The 17027-nt window shown below is 63.3% G+C and carries 20 protein-coding genes and 1 tRNA gene; 13 read left to right on the top strand and 8 right to left on the bottom strand.

The genetic code is table 11. The features are described 5' to 3' along the window. Positions 1 to 138 precede the first annotated feature (138 nt). Positions 139 to 1167: a VWA domain-containing protein gene (locus tag OHL12_RS08370; protein ID WP_263413371.1), complete on the bottom strand. Its 1029-nt coding sequence runs from the start codon at positions 1165 to 1167 to the stop codon at positions 139 to 141. 176 nt (positions 1168 to 1343) lie between these two features. On the opposite strand from OHL12_RS08370, the gene OHL12_RS08375 reads away from it, so the two are divergent. Together OHL12_RS08375 and OHL12_RS08380 are read left to right on the top strand one after the other, a co-directional pair. Further along, positions 1344 to 2744, top strand: coding sequence for a VWA domain-containing protein (locus tag OHL12_RS08375; RefSeq protein WP_263415099.1), 1401 nt, complete (start codon positions 1344 to 1346; stop codon positions 2742 to 2744). Between the two features lie 67 nt (positions 2745 to 2811). Beyond that, positions 2812 to 3738 carry an EamA family transporter gene (locus OHL12_RS08380; RefSeq protein WP_263413372.1) on the top strand — a complete coding sequence of 309 codons (927 nt, stop codon included), beginning with the start codon at positions 2812 to 2814 and terminating at the stop codon, positions 3736 to 3738. An 8-nt stretch (positions 3739 to 3746) separates the two neighbouring features. On the opposite strand, the gene OHL12_RS08385 is transcribed toward OHL12_RS08380, so the two are convergent. Together OHL12_RS08385 and OHL12_RS08390 are read right to left on the bottom strand one after the other, a co-directional pair. Continuing rightward, positions 3747 to 4568: a polyphosphate kinase 2 family protein gene (locus OHL12_RS08385; RefSeq protein WP_263413373.1), complete on the bottom strand. Its 822-nt coding sequence runs from the start codon at positions 4566 to 4568 to the stop codon at positions 3747 to 3749. 144 nt (positions 4569 to 4712) lie between these two features. Then, positions 4713 to 4916, bottom strand: coding sequence for a Sec-independent protein translocase subunit TatA/TatB (locus OHL12_RS08390; RefSeq protein WP_263413374.1), 204 nt, complete (start codon positions 4914 to 4916; stop codon positions 4713 to 4715). Between the two features lie 249 nt (positions 4917 to 5165). Here OHL12_RS08390 and OHL12_RS08395 point away from each other — a divergent pair, with 249 nt between their 5' ends. Continuing rightward, positions 5166 to 5825: a hypothetical protein gene (locus OHL12_RS08395; protein WP_263413375.1), complete on the top strand. Its 660-nt coding sequence runs from the start codon at positions 5166 to 5168 to the stop codon at positions 5823 to 5825. Positions 5826 to 5884: 59 nt separating this feature from the next. On the opposite strand, the gene glgC is transcribed toward OHL12_RS08395, so the two are convergent. From glgC to OHL12_RS08410, 3 genes are all read right to left on the bottom strand, one after another. Further along, positions 5885 to 7138, bottom strand: coding sequence for a glucose-1-phosphate adenylyltransferase (gene glgC, locus OHL12_RS08400; protein ID WP_263413376.1), 1254 nt, complete (start codon positions 7136 to 7138; stop codon positions 5885 to 5887). Positions 7139 to 7288: 150 nt separating this feature from the next. Then, on the bottom strand, positions 7289 to 7588 hold the full coding sequence (locus OHL12_RS08405; RefSeq protein ID WP_263413377.1) for a hypothetical protein: 300 nt from the start codon (positions 7586 to 7588) through the stop codon (positions 7289 to 7291). A 101-nt stretch (positions 7589 to 7689) separates the two neighbouring features. Next, positions 7690 to 7833 carry a hypothetical protein gene (locus tag OHL12_RS08410; protein WP_263413378.1) on the bottom strand — a complete coding sequence of 48 codons (144 nt, stop codon included), beginning with the start codon at positions 7831 to 7833 and terminating at the stop codon, positions 7690 to 7692. A 152-nt stretch (positions 7834 to 7985) separates the two neighbouring features. On the opposite strand from OHL12_RS08410, the gene OHL12_RS08415 reads away from it, so the two are divergent. Further along, positions 7986 to 8435, top strand: a complete 450-nt coding sequence (locus OHL12_RS08415; RefSeq protein ID WP_263413379.1) for a hypothetical protein — start codon at positions 7986 to 7988, stop codon at positions 8433 to 8435. Between the two features lie 13 nt (positions 8436 to 8448). On the opposite strand, the gene OHL12_RS08420 is transcribed toward OHL12_RS08415, so the two are convergent. Next, on the bottom strand, positions 8449 to 9153 hold the full coding sequence (locus OHL12_RS08420; RefSeq protein WP_263413380.1) for a hypothetical protein: 705 nt from the start codon (positions 9151 to 9153) through the stop codon (positions 8449 to 8451). Between the two features lie 273 nt (positions 9154 to 9426). On the opposite strand from OHL12_RS08420, the gene gcvT reads away from it, so the two are divergent. Beyond that, positions 9427 to 10584 (top strand): glycine cleavage system aminomethyltransferase GcvT, encoded by a 1158-nt coding sequence (gene gcvT / locus OHL12_RS08425; RefSeq protein WP_399262188.1) that lies wholly within the window; start codon positions 9427 to 9429, stop codon positions 10582 to 10584. Between the two features lie 162 nt (positions 10585 to 10746). Here gcvT and OHL12_RS08430 read toward each other — a convergent pair whose 3' ends face one another. Further along, positions 10747 to 11226, bottom strand: coding sequence for a MarR family winged helix-turn-helix transcriptional regulator (locus tag OHL12_RS08430; RefSeq protein ID WP_263413382.1), 480 nt, complete (start codon positions 11224 to 11226; stop codon positions 10747 to 10749). Between the two features lie 153 nt (positions 11227 to 11379). Between OHL12_RS08430 and gcvH the strand changes: the two genes are divergently transcribed. The 8 genes from gcvH to OHL12_RS08470 all read left to right on the top strand — a co-directional run bounded on the left by gcvH (position 11380) and on the right by OHL12_RS08470 (position 16869). Then, positions 11380 to 11769 (top strand): glycine cleavage system protein GcvH, encoded by a 390-nt coding sequence (gcvH, locus tag OHL12_RS08435; RefSeq protein WP_263413383.1) that lies wholly within the window; start codon positions 11380 to 11382, stop codon positions 11767 to 11769. Between the two features lie 23 nt (positions 11770 to 11792). Continuing rightward, complete coding sequence (gene gcvPA / locus OHL12_RS08440) at positions 11793 to 13157, top strand: aminomethyl-transferring glycine dehydrogenase subunit GcvPA (RefSeq protein WP_263413384.1); 1365 nt, start codon at positions 11793 to 11795, stop codon at positions 13155 to 13157. A 58-nt stretch (positions 13158 to 13215) separates the two neighbouring features. Beyond that, the gene (locus OHL12_RS08445; RefSeq protein WP_263413385.1) at positions 13216 to 14034 is read left to right on the top strand and encodes an SIMPL domain-containing protein; all 819 of its coding nucleotides are present in this window, start codon (positions 13216 to 13218) and stop codon (positions 14032 to 14034) included. Next, positions 14031 to 14375, top strand: a complete 345-nt coding sequence (locus OHL12_RS08450; protein WP_263413386.1) for a hypothetical protein — start codon at positions 14031 to 14033, stop codon at positions 14373 to 14375. Before OHL12_RS08445 ends, OHL12_RS08450 begins: the two co-directional genes overlap by 4 nt. Positions 14376 to 14407: 32 nt before the next feature. Beyond that, complete coding sequence (locus tag OHL12_RS08455; protein WP_263413387.1) at positions 14408 to 14929, top strand: OsmC family protein; 522 nt, start codon at positions 14408 to 14410, stop codon at positions 14927 to 14929. Positions 14930 to 14944: 15 nt separating this feature from the next. Then, a complete protein-coding gene (gcvPB, locus tag OHL12_RS08460) occupies positions 14945 to 16489 on the top strand; it encodes an aminomethyl-transferring glycine dehydrogenase subunit GcvPB (RefSeq protein WP_263415100.1) in 1545 nt (514 codons plus the stop codon). Continuing rightward, on the top strand, positions 16490 to 16780 hold the full coding sequence (locus tag OHL12_RS08465) for a hypothetical protein (protein ID WP_263413388.1): 291 nt from the start codon (positions 16490 to 16492) through the stop codon (positions 16778 to 16780). It begins immediately after the preceding gene. 12 nt (positions 16781 to 16792) lie between these two features. Continuing rightward, positions 16793 to 16869: transfer RNA gene (locus OHL12_RS08470), tRNA-Arg, on the top strand. The last annotated feature ends 158 nt before the right edge of the window (positions 16870 to 17027 follow it).

Genomic DNA, 17027 nt, shown 5'->3' on the forward strand with positions numbered 1-17027 from the left:
CAGATCCTTCGCTCCACTCAGGATGACACTCATCTAATTACGCGTTCCGCGCTGAATATCCGTTCCGCGCGGAATCTCCGTGCGTTCGCGCCGAATCCGTCCGTTCCGCGCTGAGGACCCGTCTTCGCGTTGCGACGACTATGGGTTGTTGTCTGCGATGGCGTAGTAGCCCTTGCGCGCCTGAATCTTCACGTCGTTGCCGCAGGTGATGTTGATGGTGCGGAAGGTGCCGTCGATGTTGGCGTTCTTGGGCGTGTAGCTGAGCAGGTATTGCGTGCGCAGTTCGTCGGAGATCTGCTGGAAGTTTTCGTCCAGGTGCTTGCCGTTACCGCCGTTAATCACGCGGCCGCCGGTTTCCTTGGTCAACTGGTCCATGGCGCCGGCGCCGAAGCTCATGTTGTAGCCGCCGCCGAAGCCGAAGCCGCCCGTGTCGCGGATGAGGATGACATAGACAATGGTGTTGGCCTTCTGCGCGGCTTCGATCGCTTCTTTCAGCTTGACTTGCGATCCCTGGTCGTCACCGTCGGTGAGCATCACAACGACCTTGCGGCCCGCCTCCTGCCGCAGCTTGTCGTGGGTGGCCAGGTAGACGGCGTCGTACAGCAGCGTGCCGCGCGGCGTGCTGTTGCCGGTCACCGAGCCGGTGCCCGCGCCGGTGTTGATCTCTGCCTTGTCTAGGCCGCGGCGCAGTTCGCGCGTGGAGTTGGTGTAGTCGCTCAGAAGCTCGACGTTGATGTCGAAGTTGATGAGGAAGGCTTCGTCCTTGGACTTGATCACGTCGCGCAGGAAGTCGGCGGCGGCCTCTTTTTCGAGCGGCAGAACGCGTTCCATGGAGCCGGAGGTGTCGAGCAGGATGCCGATGGTGAGCGGCAGGTTCTTTTCCTGCGTGAAGTTCTTGATCGCCTGCTCTTCCTTGTTCTCGTAGACCTTGCAGTCGTCCTTGTGCAGGCCGGTCAGGTAGCCGCCCTTGTCGCGCGCGGAGAAGTAGGTGTTCACCAGGTTGGTGCGAACGCGGAGGGTTCCGCCCTGCGGCAGATCGTCGTCGGCCGGCGGTGGTGCGGAGCTGGCGGGCGGAGGTCCGCCGGGCGAGGGCGCCTCTTGCGCGCGCACGGCGGCGGGCAGAACGGCGAGTGTGGCAAGCAGGGCAGCGGAGAGGAGCGCACGCATACTTCACTTTGGACGAGTTCGGGGCCGGTTCGGTCTACCGAAGGCTGCCGCAGCAGAACGCGGCAGACGCGTGCTGGCTGCAAGCACCCGGGAGTGCCGTCCGTGCGTCCAACAGGCTGGTCCCCTTGGTAGTCTTGAGAGTGGTGAGGTTTTCCGTGAAGTTAGGCTTGGCAGCGGTGTTGGTGGCGGGAATGGTTGCAGGACAGGGTGCGCATGCACAGGCGTTGCCGGACGGGCCCGCGCCGCAGGCCGCCGGGGCTGCGAATCAGGCCGTGCCGGATAGCCCGACGCCCCAGACGCTGCCGGACGCCCGCTCCGTTGCGCCCGGCAAGGGCAGCAGCGCCAGCACAGACGTGGCTGTGGGCCCGGCCGGCGATGCGGACCCGAACGCGCCAGCGGCGACGCTACAGAACTCGCCGGCCAGCAGCGCCCTGCAGCAGAACGATCCGCAGGCCAACGTTGCGCCCGACGTGCAGCCGACCCTGGGCGCGGGTGGGCGCGTCGAAGATATCCCACTGATTCGCGCGCGTACAAACTTCGTGGAAATCCCGTTCACGGTGAAGGACAAGCACGGCAGCCTGGTTCCGGGCCTGACCTGGCGCGACGTGCAGGTATATGAAAACGGCGTGCGCAAGCACATCAGCCTGTTCAGCTCCGATCCGTACCCGCTGAGCGTGGCGTTTGTGATCGACCAGAGCCTGCCGTTTGAAGTGATGAAGCAGGTGAACTACAGCCTGGGCGCGGTGCAGGGTGCATTTTCGGCGTATGACGAAGTGGCCGTGTTTACCTATGCGAATGGCGTGAGCCGCCGCACGGAGTTCACCGGCGCGCAGAGCCCGCGGCTCGCCGCGGTGTTGGAGCAGAGCAAGTCCTCAGGCCGCGAGATGAACTACGTGACGGACGGTCCCCTGTCGCAGAACGTATCGATCAACAACGGTGCGCAGGCCAATCTGAATCCGCTTGGGAATGCAACGCATGGATCTCGTCCCACCGGCATCGAAAACAACCCGGTCAGGGAAGCGCACCCGCTGTACGATGCGGTGTTCGCTGCGGCGCAGGAATTGGCGAAGACCGATCCCAGGAAGAAGCGGCGCATCCTGTACGTGGTGAGCGACGGGCGGGAATCTGGATCGAAGATCCGCGAGAAGGAGCTGGTCCGGTACCTGCAGGGCCACCAGATTGCGGTGTACGGCACCGTGGTCGGCGATTCGGCTACGCCGTATGTCGGATTCCTGGATAAGTACCACATTCCGTTCACGCATCTGCGGGACAATGCCCTGCCCCGGCTGGCGGCGCTGACCGGCGGCGAGTCGATCTCGGAATTCCGCGTGAAGGGCATCGAACAGAGCTTTGCGCGCATTGGCGATGACGTTCGCCTGTCGTACACCATCGGCTATTACAGCAATGAGAACCTGGCGGACGGGAAGTATCGCAGCGTAGAAGTGCGCGTGCTGAAGCCGGACCTGGATGTGATCGCGAAGAAGGGCTATTACCCGACACCCTCGGCCCTGACGCCGACGTCTAACTCGACCAAGGTGACGATGGGTTCGCCAACTCCCGCGGCGACCCCACAGTAGAGCCGATTCATCGGAGCTTGACCCGGGCGGCATGCGTCGCCCGGTACTCTGAATCATCCAAACAAACATGACTGCTCTGTTCGCCAGCACGCTTGTGGGCGGCAACGCCCTGCCGGGCCTGCTGGCGGCGGCGCTGTGGGGCGGCGGAGACTTTGCCGGCAGCTATGCGGTGAAGCTGGGTGGCGGCACCGTGCGCGCCTCGTTGCGCGTGGTCGTGATCGGTCACCTGCTGAGCCTGCTGGCGCTGGTAGCGACGGGCTTGGCGCTGCACGTTCCGCTGCATGACCCACGAGTGCTGGTTTGGGCCCTGGTGGGCGGCGTGGTGAGCGGAACGGCGCTGATGGCGTTCTACCTGGCGCTGGCCAACGGGCACATGGGGGCGGGCGCGGCAGTGAGCGGCCTGCTGTGTGCCGCGATTCCGGCCGTCGTCTCTGCCCTGCAGGAGGGTGCGCCCGGTTGGAAACGGCTGGTCGGGTTCGGCCTGGCTGCCGCAGCTATCTGGCTGGTGGCCAGCGCCAGCAACCCGGAACACACGGATGAGGATCGAGCGACCGCGCGCAAGTCGATGCTGCTGAGTGTGCTAGGGGGCCTGGGCTTCGGGGTCTATTTTACGGCGTTGAAGTTCAGCAGCGGGGCGGGAGTGGTTTGGTCCACCGCTGCGGCCCGCGTGGGCAGTTGGGGCGTTTCTGCGTTGCTGCTGGCAGGTACCTTGCTGTTCGCGCGCCGGCGCAACGATGACATCGAGCCGCCTTCGCACATCTCGGCGCGGAACTTCTGGTGGATTCTGGGAGGCTCGCTGCTGGATCTTGGCGGCAATCTGGCGTTTGTCACGGCGACGCGCATGGGGCGGCTGGACGTGGCGGCGGTGCTGGCGTCCCTGTATCCCGCCGGTACGATCCTGCTGGCTGCGGGGCTGCTGCATGAAAAGACCAACACGCGGCAGAGAATGGGCATGGTGCTTGCCTTGCCTGCCGTGGTGCTGGTCACGCTGTAGCGCCAGGGCTACTTGTACTTGTTCACGATCTCCAGCTTCTTCACGTCGATCGTGGGCTTGGGATACGTCAGCTTCATCGATTCGAGCTTGTCTGCGATCACGGCCGAGATGGCCACATTGCGGTGCCACTTGTGGTCGGCGGGGATGACGTACCAAGGTGCATCCGCCGTGCTGGTGGCTTCGAAGATATCGTCGTAGGCTTTCTGGTAATCGCCCCACAGCTTCCGCTCGGCGAAGTCGCCTGCGGAGAGCTTCCAGTGTTTGTCCGGATCGTCGATACGGGCCTGCAGGCGCTTGCCCTGCTCCTCGAACGAGATGTGCAGGAAGAACTTGAGGATGTGGATGTCGTTCTGGAGGAGCATGGCCTCGAAGTCCGCGATCTCCCGAAAGCGATGTTTCGCCGTCTTGCCGTCGATGATGCCGTGAACGCGCGGCGCCAGCACATCTTCGTAGTGCGAGCGGTTGAAGATGCCGATGATGCCCCGGGCGGGCACGGCTGCATGCACGCGCCACAGAAAGTCGTGTTTTGCCTCAGTGGCGGTTGGAACTTTGAAAGAAGTTACGTTGCATCCCTGCGGATTGACGCCGTCGAAGATGGAGCGAATCGTTCCGTCCTTGCCGCTGGTGTCCATTCCCTGCAGAACAATCAGGAGAGCCTTTTGAGCGCCGGCGTAGAGCACTTCCTGCTGCTTGTCGAGCACGTCGCGATGCTTCTTCAGGGCTTCCTTGGCCTCGTCCGCGTCGGCAAAGTCGCCAGTGGCGTCGGTCGGAATCTTCTTGAGACGGAGCGGCTTGTCCGGGTCGATGCGAACTGCGGTTGCGTCCTTCACGCTATCCCTCACTTCCCTTACCTACGGTGCGATGTAAGGCAGCGACAGGAAGATGGCCACGGACATGGGAGGCTGACCGCTTCGGCGAATCCGCACATGCGAAAGGGCAGCCGAAGCTGCCCTGAGATTGCGAAAAGCCCGTGTTTACTTGGCCGTGTCCTTGGGATCGGGCGTGATGAGATGGGCGTCGTTCTTGGGTTCGTCGGTGACGCCCTTCATGCCTTCCTTGAAGCCGCGCAGGCCTTCGCCCAAACCTTTGCCCAGCTCGGGCAGCTTGCGGCCGCCGAACAGCACAAGCAGCACAACGCCGATGATCAGCAGGTGGGTTGGTTGAAATAGATCGCCCATGGGACACAGCCTCCGCGCGGGCAACCAAGGCTACCCGGACAATCGGTATTGTCGCACACTCGCGGTGCGTCCGGCTGGTGCGGGACGGCTCGCCTTTCCTCCTGGAGCGAGTCCGAACGGTATGATGAAACCTGGCGCGGCTTGTGCCCCTTGCCGGTTGTGCGATAGCGCGTCCGGATCAGGAGCAGAACGCCCGGCGCTGGTACTGTAGCCCGCGGAGGCGCCGCCGGGCCACTGTTTTGGAGGACCATGTCTAATTTCTTCTCCCGCGCTATGCTGGCCGGGCTTGTGGGTTCGGCCGCAATGGCGGGAACGGCGTTCGCCCAGGTATTCAAGCCGGCGGAGCCGGTCACCTACACGCAGAAGTACGAGGTCTTTGGTGGCCTGAACTTCTTGAACGGCCAGGCCGGTCAGAACCTGCCCAAGCGCTACAACCTAGGCGGTGGCGACGTGATGTTCACCGACTGGTTGACACCGCGTTTCGGCGTTGCGGGCGACGTGCGCTATGACGCTGGCACCACGCCGGTGTTCCCTTCCGGACAGGCGACCAGCCCGCCGGTGCAGACCCGGCCATTGGTCAGCCAGTTCATCTACATGGGCGGTGTGCAGTACCACTGGTTCGGCAACCACTTCGCCGGTGTGAACCTGCATGGCCTCGCTGGCGCGTCGAGCGGCCAGTTCGACCACAGCAACCCAGGTCTGCCCAAGCAGACGTTCACCGACGCGACGGGCTTGTATGCGAACCACACGGCATTCAACGGTGTGGTGGGTGGAAGCATCGACTTCAACCGGTCGGCACGCTGGGCGGTTCGCCTGCAGCCCGACCTGGTGTTTGAGAAGTTCGGAACCGAGCTGCGAGAATTTGTCTCGTTCTCTGGCGGTGTGGTGTATCGGTTCGGGGATCGCTAGATTTCGCAGAATCAGAAAGGGCCGGAGCAGATGCTCCGGCCCTTTCCATTGTTAGCGGATTACATGGTCTGCAGGAACTCCTGCGAGACCGGGTTTTCGTAGAGCGAGCCGTCGCGCGTGACGACAGTCAAGCCGCTTGGCGTGACGAAGTAGCGCTTGCGGTCTTCGTTTGCGTCGTAGCCGATCACCGTGCCGTCCGGGATGTGTACGTCGCGATCGATAATGGCGCGTCGGATGCGGCAGTGCCGGCCGACATTGACGTGCTGAAAGAGCAGCGACGAATCGATGTCGGAGTAGCTGTTCACGCGAACGTCCTGCGACAGCACAGATTGGCGCACCGCGGAGCCGGAGACGACGCAGCCAGGTGACACAACGGAGTTGATCGCCATCCCGGTACGGCCCATCTCGCCAAAGACGAACTTGGCGGGCGGATACTGCGTGGGGCGTGTGCGGATCGGCCAGTCACGGTCGTACAGGTTGAAGGTCGGCGCGACCGCACAGATGTCGATGTTGGCCTCGTAGTAGGCGTCCAGCGTGCCCACATCGCGCCAGTAAAGCGCTTCTTTGCGATTCTCGTCGACGAAGTTGAAGGCCTGGACCTTGTACCGGCCCAGCAGCTTCGGCAGGATGTTGTGGCCGAAGTCGTGCTTGGAGTCCGGGTCCTCCGCGTCAGCGATCAGCTCGGGAATCAGGACATCGGTATTGAACAGGTAGATGCCCATGGAGGCGTCGACCTTGTCTGCGTTGAAGGGCGAGCGGACGTCGGTAGTCTTCGGCTTCTCCTGGAAGCCGGTCACCTCGCCGGTCCGCGACACTTCGACCACGCCGAATTGCGAGACCTCGTCCGGATTGATGGGAAGCGTGGCGAGCGTGACGGCGGCGCCGCTGTCGCAGTGCTGCTGCATCATCAGGCCGTAGTTCATCTTGTAGATGTGATCGCCCGAGAGGATGAGCACGAACTTCGGCTCTTCCGAACCGATGGAGTAGATGTTCTGGTAGACGGCGTCGGCGGTGCCCTGATACCAACTCTTGTTCACGCGCTGCATGGGCGGCAGGATTTCCATGAACTCGCCCAATTCGCTCGCGACTGTGGTGCCCCAGCCTTCGCGAATGTGGCGGTTGAGCGACAACGCCTTGTACTGCGTCATGATGTAGACCTTGCGCAGGCCGCTGTTGATGCAGTTGGAGAGGGTGATATCGATGATGCGGTACTGACCGGCGAAAGGAACGGCGGGCTTCGCTCGTTCCCGCGTCAACGGAAAAAGGCGCTCACCAGCACCGCCGGCAAGCAGAACTCCAAGTGTGTCTCTCATGACGCTTTCACCCCAAGGGACCCAGTGCACTTTGCTGCGGGCACTGTGACAGTTGGGATTGGATGCTGAAAGGGGCCGAGATGGCAAGTGCAAGTTGATGGAAGCGCAGGAGACGCGGGCACGGCAACGCCCGGTAGCGCGAAGGGCCGCTTAGTCTTCGTTGTCAGCAGCCGACACGTCTTCGTCCGGCAGAGAGATACGCAGCGACTTCAGGAAGCTGACGTCGTTGCGGGTGAAACCGCCGGCGCTGGAGCCGTCGGACACTTCTTCTTCGGCGTCGGGGGTGTCACTTACCTGGTTGAGGCCGATGGTCGCTTCCAGCATCAGCATCACGTCAAAGCCTTCTTCGCGGATCTCACGAACCACGCCGGAGATGCTTTCCGAATCCGAGACGGACTCGTGGATGGCCTCGCCGAGTTGCTGGATCAGTTCCTTGATGCGTCCGTTCATCCCCACCCCGATTCCACGGCGTTTCGCCGGTATCTGTTCATTAGTACGCCACCGCGTCCGATGCTGCTACCGGCCAGGCGGTGGCGTTCCTCGCGACTGCTTCAGGCGTGGGTATTGTGGTCGGCCCAGGCGTGTTCCAACTGATCGGCCAGCAGCTCCACTGGCTGAATTCGCGAGCGCTGCCACACCAGAAATCCAGCGGCAGCGGCACACACACCACCCAGCGTCCAGATAAACGTTTTCATGCCCTTCCCAATCTCCCTGGCTGCGCAGGGTGCTGTTGCGATTCGGCACCGGTTCTGCCGCGTTTTCCTGTTGGATGCAGCCTGCGGCGGAATCGCTTGATGAGCGCGCTCGCGCAGGACGAGCGGTAAACGGCGGTGGGTACACTGGGGGCATGGACCGCGTGAGGCTGGGTCGGGTGCTGGGCCGCGGTGCGCGGATGGCAGCGCGCACGGTGTACGAGGCCGTGGATGCGGCCACTGCTGCCTCTCCGCAGAACGCACCGAGCCGGCCGGCAGGCGGCAGTGCACGCCCGGTGACACGGCCGGTTTCGCCGGCACCAGCGGTAGCGCGGACGGTGCGAGCAGCGGGCCGAGTGCAGGGATCTGCCCGGGCAGCCCGGAGCGGCGTGCTGACGCCGGTGAAGCGGGCTTCGCGGGCAGTGTCGCTGGAGATTGCAGGCAGCTTCTTTGGGCTGTTTGCACTGTCGTTTGCGGTTGCGGCGTGGCGGTTTCATGCCTCCGCCGGTGGGCAGCGGCTCTGGGTATACGTAGCCTTTGCCGCGATGTTTACGTACTTTGCGTGCAGCAGCTTTGTGCGTGCCAGACGCCTGACGCCCCGATAGCCGGGTCAGCGGCTTAGCGTTTGCGGCGGCTAGGGGCAGGAACCCCGGCGAGCACGGCGTCTCGCGCCACGGCGGCGGCAGGATCGATGGTGAAGTCGTAGACCACCAGCACGCCGGGCTTGGGTTGGTGCTGCACCGGCATCAGGACATACTCGCCAGGTTCGAGCGCCTGCCGCGGCGTCAGACGGGCCCATCCATCGGGCAACGTCTCCGCATTCAGGCAGAGCGTAGGCGGAGCGCACAACGTTCCCTGCGCGATCTGGGAAAACTGGATGTGGGGGACGACTCGATTGCCGCCGTTCAACGTGGCAGGTAAAAGGACCCACCCGGTGGGGTTTCCGCGTCCCGCGTCGCCGGTGTTTTCGGTGCGGTCGTTGGTATGGACGAAGAAGGTCGGCATAGTCGACCGGATTGCGGTGTGTGCACGAGCGCCGGCGAGGGTGTGGTTGGCTGGAGGCGCCGTTGCGACGCCCGGTGGCTCCGTGATAGCGGAATGGTGAACGGGCACGAGAGCGGGCTTGCCGTCGGGTGCTGTGTCCAAGGCCCAGGGAAGGTTGCCGTTGGGAACCTGGAGCCCGGGTGCGGCGGTGAGGTTGCCGCCTGAGACGGCGTAGGTGCCGGCCTTGGCCGCGGGCGCACTGCTGGTGCTGGGCGGAGTCGCCGTGGGATCGGCCGTTTGTGCGTGCCCGCTTGCCGTGCCGTACGCCAAAACGGCCACCGCGCACACACATAGGCGGACCGCAGCCCGCGACGGAAGCGAACAGAATACCGGCACGCCCATTCAGACGCGACATGGATGCCCGCCGTCGCAGTGAATGGTTGGAATATTTCGCAGTCACCCACGCCGGCACGTATATCGCGGTGCCGATCCGCCCGAATTCAGCGCAGGGACGCGCTGCTAGGATGAGTCTCGCAGGAGACTTTGCCCATGAGCGCCGAAACCAAACAGACCGTCGTAACCACACCGCCGGACGGCGCACTTTCGCTGGACCTGTCGGCACCGCCGCAGCAGTTGCTGCGCCGCACCGGCCTGTTTGGCACGCACAAAGACCTGCGTGCCAAGATGGTCGACTTCGGCGGATGGGAGATGCCGGTGGAGTACGCCGGCCTGGTTGCGGAGCACAACGCGGTGCGCACGGCAGTGGGCGTGTTCGACGTCTCGCACATGGGCTGCATCCAGTTGCGCGGACCGGGATCGCTGGACGCCGTGCAGTACCTGCTGATGAACGACGCGAGCCGCCTGCAGATCGGCCAGGCGCATTACAGCGCCATGCTGACGCCGCAGGGCACGTTTGTGGACGATGTGGTGCTGCACAAGCTGAGCGACAACGACTACCTGATCGTGATCAATGCAGGCACGCGTGAAAAAGACATCCGCTGGGTGCGGCAGCAGATCGGCCAGATGCCGCACTGCCACATCAGCGACTACAGCGACCTGTACACCCAGATCGCGATCCAGGGACCAAAAGCGGAAGCAACGCTGCAGAAGCTGACCGACGTGAACCTGAGCGCGATCAAGAACTACTGGTTCGCCTGGGGCAAGGTCGCAGGACAGTACAACGTGCTGATCGCGCGCACCGGCTACACGGGCGAAGACGGTTTCGAGATCTACGTGCCGAGCGATGAGAAGACCAGCGCTGACGTGTGGCGGCAGGTGTTCGAGGCGGGCGAGGAGTTCGGCATCAAGGCGTGCGGCCTGGGTGCCCGCAACACGCTGCGGCTGGAGTGCAGCATGGCGCTGTACGGGCACGAGATCAGCGACACGATCAACGTGTTTGAGGCCGGTCTGAACCGCTACTGCAAGCTGGACAAGCCAATGGACTTTGTCGGCAAGGCCGCGCTGCTGGCTGCGGGCGAGCCCCAGCGCAAGCTGGTCGGCCTGGAGATGGTCGATCGAGGCATTGCGCGCGACGGCTACCCCGTTCGCTCGCTGGAGGGCGAACCGCTTGGCGTGGTCACGAGCGGATCGCCGTCGCCGACGCTGAAGAAGAACATCGCGATGGCCTTTGTGCCGGCGGCGGAAGCGCAGCACGGCAATGTAGTTGCGGTGGAGATCCGCGGCCAACTGGTGAAGGCGCAGGTTGTTCCCACGCCCTTTTACAAGCGCGCGCGGAAGCTGCCGGAGAAGCAGGCCGAGGTTCTGAGTTAGAAGTTCTGAGTTAGACGATGCTGATCAGAGCGATCAGCGCAAGCCAGCCGGTCAGCAGCAGGCCATCCCGCGTGAGCAAGTTCTTCTGATTTGTCATGGCTGCTGAGAAGTACGCGAGAGTTGCTGTTCCGGTTCCCGGAACTTACGACCAGGAGGTCGTCATCAGCCTGCGTTCTGCAAGCGGCTCTGCGCGGCCAGGCCGAGCTTCTTCAGTGCAGATCGCAAGGCGGCGCGTTCGGCAGGGCATAGCGGCTGCATGAGCGCGTCGATGTCCTGTTCGTGCTTGGCGAAGAGCTTCTGAATCAGCGCGCGGCCGCAGGGCGTCAGGTCCACGGTGCGCACGCGACGGTCGGGGCCGTCGCTCTGCCGCTGCACCAGGCCGCGCTGCACCAGCCGATCCACCGCGGCGGTCATGCTGCTGTTGGCAAGCTGCACCTTTTCGCCGAGTTGGGAGATGCTCATGGCGCCCTTGTGCAAAAGGGCTTCGAGCAGGATGAAATCCGACAGGCCGATGCCCAGCGACGCGATGGACTGGTCCATGAGGGCCGCGAGCGAGCGATGCGCTTTCATCAGCACCAGCCAGACGCTGGCCGCCGTGGGCGCCGCCGCTGTCTCCTGCTCGGTTTGTTCGCCGTTCGCCATTTCGTTCGGTCAGTACTATTTCGTTCGGTCAGTACTTCAGTACTGATGTTACGCACTCACGTCGTTTTTGCATCCTGCGGCGGAACCGGCCACTTTTCCAGCAGGACGACGCGCCGGAGGCACCGGGCGCGAACAACGGCTTAGAATCGAGGTATGAGCTACCCGTCTTCGTACCGCTTCACCAAAGAGCATGAGTGGATTGAGGCCAACGGCACCGAAGCCACCATCGGCATCACGGACCACGCGCAGCACCTGCTGGGCGATATCGTTTTCGTCGACCTGCCCAAGGTTGGCGCGGCGCTGAAGCAGAAGGAGTCCTTCGGTTCGGTGGAGAGCGTGAAGGCCGTCAGTGATGTGTACGCCCCGGCCTCGGGCGAAGTCACGGCGATCAACGAGGACCTGACCAGCGCTCCGGAGAAGATCAACGAAGACGCGAACGGCACGTGGCTCATCAAGGCCACCCTGAGCAATCCGAGCGATCTGGACAGCTTGCTGAATGCCGCCGCTTACGAGCAGTACGTGAGCGAAGAGACCGGTCACTAAGCTTCACGGGAAGGAATAGCACCATGCGCTACTTGCCCAAGTCGCCCGCGGATCGCGAGGCGATGCTGAAGGAGATCGGCGCGGAGTCGATCGATACGCTGTTTGAGACCGTGCCCGCCGAGTACCGGCTGACGCGCGACCTGAAGGTGCCGCGGCAACACAGCGAGCACGAGGTGATCGAGGCGTTCAAGGCGTACGCCGCCGAGAACGCGACCGGCTACGCCAGCTTTCTGGGCGCGGGCGCATATCGCCACTACCGCCCGGTGTTGATCGACGTGCTCTCGCAGCGCGGCGAGTTCCTGACCAGCTACACGCCTTACCAGCCGGAGATTGCGCAGGGCACGCTGCAGGCGCTGTTCGAATTCCAGACGATGATCTGTGAACTGACGGGCATGGACATTGCCAACGCCAGCATGTACGACGGATCAACGGGTGCGGCCGAAGCCGTGATGATGGCCGTACGCGTGACCGGCCGCAGCGGCGCTGTGATCGCGCGCACCGTGCATCCGGAATACCGCGAGGTGCTCGGCACGTACGCGCAGCACCAGGGCATTCCGACGGCCGAGGTTGGCTATTTTGACAACGGTCGTGTGGATCTCTCTGCACTCGATGCAGCAATCACGGACGACACTGCTTGCGTTCTGATCCAGTCGCCCAACTTCTTCGGCACCATTGAAGACATTGCGGCGATTGCGGACGTCGTGCACGCGAAGGGTGCTTTGCTCATCGTATCGATCGCGGAGGCAGTCTCGCTTGGCATCGTCAAGCCGCCCAGGGAGGCCGATATCGTCTCGCTGGAGGCGCAGAGCTTTGGCGTTCCGGTTGGCTTTGGCGGACCGTACTGCGGCGTGATCGCGGCGAAGGAGAAGTTCCTGCGTCAGATGCCCGGCCGCCTAGTTGGCGAGGCGAAGGACACCGAAGGCCGTCGCGGCTTCGTGCTGACGCTGTCGACTCGTGAGCAGCACATCCGCCGGGAGAAGGCGACCAGCAACATCTGCACCAACCAGTCGCTGGTGGCGCTGATGGTGACGATCTTCCTGACCGTCTACGGCAAGGGTCTGCGCGAACTCGCCGAGCACAACCTGGCGAAGGCGCAGTACCTTTCGCAGGCGCTGACGAAGGACGACGGCGCTTCCCTGCTGTTCAACGGCGCTCCGCGTTTCAACGAGTTCGTGCTGAAGTCAGCAGCGACTGCGGAGGACAACAACGCCGCACTGCTGGAAGAAAAGATCATCGGCGGCCTGCCACTCGCGAAGTGGTACCCCGAACTTGGCGAGCACGCTTCGCTGTGGTGCGCGACCGAGCTTTCCACGCGGGCGCAGATGGATGCCGCGGCAAAGACGCTGAGTCAGCACGCTGAGCGTGACGCCGAACTTGCTCTGACCTAATTGCACGTTGGAGGCAGACGATCTGCCTCCGGCGATGTCTACCGAGGAAGGAGGAAGTATGAACATCGGACACGAAACGGAAAGCTCGCACGGTGGGTCTCGCCTCCAGCAGCAAACGGCACGAACTTCGGTGAAGCTTGCCGCGCTCGCCTTTGTCTGCAGTGCACTCGCATTGTTTGGTGGCAGCGCACGCGCGCAGAGCGTCACGGTTGATCCTTGCGCGACTGCGCCGCAAAGCTGTCCCACGCTTGTTTCGACCAGCGCGACAGCGCAGACACGCATTGCGAATACCGCGGTCGATGTGACTCTGGGCCTGACCGTAACGCAGACGGACCTGCCGGCCGCACAGCGGAGTCTTTCCACGCAGTCCAATCAACTGATCGCGTACCTGCGCGCCCAGGGTGTGCAGCGCCTGTTCACGAACAACGTCTCCTTCAGCCCGGAGACTCGCTTCCAGAAGAACGCCGCTGACAAGACCGTGGGCTACACCGGCAGCACCAGCGTGAGCTTTCGCACCACGCCTGACAAGGCCCCGGAGATCCTGAGCGCTGCGCTGAACAACGGCGCGAACACCATCAACAGCACCGTGTTCACGCCGACCGAGCAGCAGATGGAGGATGCCCGCCGCGATCTGGCCGCGCAGGCAACGAAGTCCGCCATGGCGGAGATTGAATCGATCGCGAAGGCGGTCAACTCGCACGTGGTCGCGTTGCGCGACATTCAGGTGGGCGCGGTGAGTGGCGGCGAGCCTCGGCCGATGCCGATGATGATGCGGGCGATGAAAGCGGACATGCCCGTCGCAGCTCCGATTGCGACGGCAGAGGGTGACCAGCAGATTTCGCTGACAGTCTCCGTGACGGCAGCGGTGGCGAAATGAACGAGCTGGCAGCGCTGGAAGGCGAGGAGCTGACGGCGGTCGAGTTCGTGGAGCGGTTCCTGCAGCTTCGCTTCGGTGAGTCGCTGCTGCGCCTGTATGTGTGGCCGGACGTTGCGGACGCGGACGGCATCTCGATCGCGTTCGGCGAGCCGGGCTACCGCGACGCGCTGTGCAGCCTGATTGGCGAGACGGCAGAGACGGCGGCGCTGGAAGAAGGGCGCTCGCTAACGGTGGAGTTTGAGAACGGAACACTGCTGGCGATGAGCCTGCGGGAAGAAGACGTGGACACGACGGAAGCCGGCAGCTTCACCGCTGCAGACGGCTCGACTGTCGAGTTCTAAGGAACGACGAACCAAGCAGACAGGAGCGAAACATGATCGGCAATCCCCATCGTTATGCGCTGCAACTGCAGTGGACCGGCAACCGCGGCGAAGGCACCAGCGGCTACCGGTCGTACGAGCGTTCGTATGATTTGAGCTCGGAAGGCAAGCCGACGCTTGCCGCTTCAGCAGACGCGACCTTCCACGGTGATCGAGCCAAGTGGAATCCGGAAGAGATGCTGTTGGGTGCGCTCTCCGGCTGCCACCTGCTCAGTTACTTGCACGTGTGCGCCGACGCCGGCATCTCTGTGCTGGAGTATCGCGACGACGCGAAAGGCGAGATGGTGCTGAATGAGGATGGCAGCGGCCGGTTCACGTCGGTCACGTTGCGCCCGCACGTTGTGATCGCAGAGGGCGGCGACGCGGAGAACGCGCAGATCCTGCACCACCTGGCGCATGAGAAATGCTTCATCGCGAACTCGGTCAACTTCCCTGTTTTGTGCGAGGCGACGATTGAGGTCCGCTCCGCCAACCTGCAGGACGCACCCGAAGCACGTCTGCAGCAAACGGTTTAGCAGCAAGGAGAAATGATGTCGGACGCATTTGTTGGAACGCCGCGCAAGGCGACCACGCACGTCAATCAGAACGAAGGCCTGATCTTCGAGAAGAGTTCGCCGGGCAAAAAGGCCTATCGGATGACGGAGCTCGACGTGCCGGCTGTGGACGCAGCGGCGCTGCTGGGCGATGCCGTGCGCGAAGACCTGGGCGTGATGCCGGAGCTGAGCGAGATCGAGATCGTGCGGCACTTCACCCGGCTGTCCACGTGGAACTACGCCATCGACCTGGGCATGTTTCCGCTGGGTAGCTGCACGATGAAGTACAACGGCCGCGTGAACGAAGCGGTGTCGCGGCTGGAAGGCATTGCCGAGGCGCATCCGTATCAGCCCGAGGCGCTAAGCCAGGGCTCGCTGCGCATCATGAAGACGCTGCAGGATTGCCTGCTGGAAATCACCGGCATGGACGCGATCACGCTGCAGCCAGCGGCGGGCGCACATGGCGAGTTCACCGGCATTCTGATGGTGCGTGCCTACCACGAGAGCAAGGGCAACGCCCGCAAGAAGGTGCTGGTGCCGGACTCGGCGCACGGCACGAATCCTGCGACCGCGGCGGTCGTTGGCTACCAGGTGCAAAACCTGAAGTCGAACGCAGAAGGCGCAGTCGACCTGGAAGAGCTGCGCAAGGCTGTCGATGAAGACACGGCGGCGCTGATGCTGACGAATCCTTCGACCATCGGCGTGTTTGAGTCGCAGATCCACGAGATCGCCGACATTCTGCATGCCAAGGGCGCGCTGCTGTACATGGACGGCGCGAACATGAACGCGCTGGTCGGCAAGACGCGGCCGGGCGACTTCGGCGCGGACGTGATGCACCTGAACCTGCACAAGACCTTCTCCACGCCGCACGGTGGTGGTGGCCCGGGCTCGGGGCCGGTGGCGTGTAAGGCGATCCTGGAGCCGTTTCTGCCGAAGCCGACCGTCGTCGAGAAAGCGGACGGGACGCTGGCGTTCGACTTCGATCGTCCGCAGTCGGTAGGTCGCGTGCGCATGTTCTACGGCAACTTCGGCATGTTTGTGCGCGCGCTGGCGTACACGCTGGCGAACGGCCCGGACGGTTTGCGGCAGACCACCGAAGACGCGGTGCTGAATGCGAACTACATTCGCGCGAAGCTGGAAGGCGTATTCGATTTGCCTTACAAGACTCGCTCGATGCACGAGGTTGTGTTCAGCGACAAGCTGCAGGCGAAGAACGGTGTGAAGACCGGCGACATCGGCAAGCGCCTGATCGACTACGGCTTCCACGCGTATACCGTCAGCTTTCCGATGATTGTGAGCGGCGCGATGATGATCGAGCCGACCGAGAGCGAGTCGCGCGAGGAGTTGGATTACTTGATCGATGCCTTGCAGCAGATTGCGCGCGAGGCGGAAGAGAATCCGGAGCTGGTCAAGACGGCGCCGCACTCTACGCGCATCCGGCGGCTGGACGAGACCGCGGCGGCGCGCAAGCCGGTGCTGCGCTGGAAGGCTCCGGCGGCGAGCGAATCGGTCGAGCCGGACGCGGCAGCGAAGGAGTGGTAGTTGAGCGTCTTCTGGGACCGCAAGGATGAGCTTGAGAAGTACGAGTTCATGATGGGCACGGAGCGGGGCCGCCTGGCGGTCTCGCTCGACGTGCTTACGGATGCGCTGGCGCTGGTTGGGCAGCATGGAGTTTACTGCGTGTCCAACCGCAATCCTTCGAAGCCGGCGCTGGACTTGCAGGCGGTGATGCAAGGCATCAACGATGCGAAGGAACTGATCGGCTCGGCGATGGAAGAGATGCGCAAGCGGCGGGACGCGGAACGCGCGTCAGGCGGCGACGCGGCAGTGTAAACTGCGTCTAGTGCACCCGTAGCTCAGCTGGATAGAGCGGCAGCCTCCGAAGCTGTAGGTCAGAAGTTCGAATCTTCTCGGGTGCACCATACCTCCCCCCCTCCTCAGTTTTGTAAGTTCTTCATTTTTGGTGGCTTGTGGCCGGCCGAGTGGCTAAGTTCTTCCTGCCAAAGAACTTAGGTGTAAGTTCCTCTGTTTATTCGAGTTAGGTGCGGAGTGCTGACCTACAGCGTCTTCCAGGTTCGCT

The organism is Terriglobus aquaticus (assembly GCF_025685415.1).
GTDB lineage: Bacteria > Acidobacteriota > Terriglobia > Terriglobales > Acidobacteriaceae > Terriglobus > Terriglobus aquaticus.

What these genes read in the sequence shown, in the direction of transcription:
- OHL12_RS08370 (WP_263413371.1), bottom strand. Translation starts at nt 1,167, where the DNA reads ATGCGTGCGCTCCTCTCCGCTGCCCTGCTTGCCACACTCGCCGTTCTG.
- OHL12_RS08380 (WP_263413372.1), top strand. Translation starts at nt 2,812, where the DNA reads ATGACTGCTCTGTTCGCCAGCACGCTTGTGGGCGGCAACGCCCTGCCG.
- OHL12_RS08390 (WP_263413374.1), bottom strand. Translation starts at nt 4,916, where the DNA reads ATGGGCGATCTATTTCAACCAACCCACCTGCTGATCATCGGCGTTGTG.
- OHL12_RS08395 (WP_263413375.1), top strand. Translation starts at nt 5,166, where the DNA reads ATGTCTAATTTCTTCTCCCGCGCTATGCTGGCCGGGCTTGTGGGTTCG.
- glgC (WP_263413376.1), bottom strand. Translation starts at nt 7,138, where the DNA reads ATGAGAGACACACTTGGAGTTCTGCTTGCCGGCGGTGCTGGTGAGCGC.
- OHL12_RS08405 (WP_263413377.1), bottom strand. Translation starts at nt 7,588, where the DNA reads ATGAACGGACGCATCAAGGAACTGATCCAGCAACTCGGCGAGGCCATC.
- OHL12_RS08410 (WP_263413378.1), bottom strand. Translation starts at nt 7,833, where the DNA reads ATGAAAACGTTTATCTGGACGCTGGGTGGTGTGTGTGCCGCTGCCGCT.
- OHL12_RS08415 (WP_263413379.1), top strand. Translation starts at nt 7,986, where the DNA reads ATGGACCGCGTGAGGCTGGGTCGGGTGCTGGGCCGCGGTGCGCGGATG.
- OHL12_RS08430 (WP_263413382.1), bottom strand. Translation starts at nt 11,226, where the DNA reads ATGGCGAACGGCGAACAAACCGAGCAGGAGACAGCGGCGGCGCCCACG.
- gcvH (WP_263413383.1), top strand. Translation starts at nt 11,380, where the DNA reads ATGAGCTACCCGTCTTCGTACCGCTTCACCAAAGAGCATGAGTGGATT.
- gcvPA (WP_263413384.1), top strand. Translation starts at nt 11,793, where the DNA reads ATGCGCTACTTGCCCAAGTCGCCCGCGGATCGCGAGGCGATGCTGAAG.
- OHL12_RS08445 (WP_263413385.1), top strand. Translation starts at nt 13,216, where the DNA reads ATGAACATCGGACACGAAACGGAAAGCTCGCACGGTGGGTCTCGCCTC.
- OHL12_RS08450 (WP_263413386.1), top strand. Translation starts at nt 14,031, where the DNA reads ATGAACGAGCTGGCAGCGCTGGAAGGCGAGGAGCTGACGGCGGTCGAG.
- OHL12_RS08455 (WP_263413387.1), top strand. Translation starts at nt 14,408, where the DNA reads ATGATCGGCAATCCCCATCGTTATGCGCTGCAACTGCAGTGGACCGGC.
- gcvPB (WP_263415100.1), top strand. Translation starts at nt 14,945, where the DNA reads ATGTCGGACGCATTTGTTGGAACGCCGCGCAAGGCGACCACGCACGTC.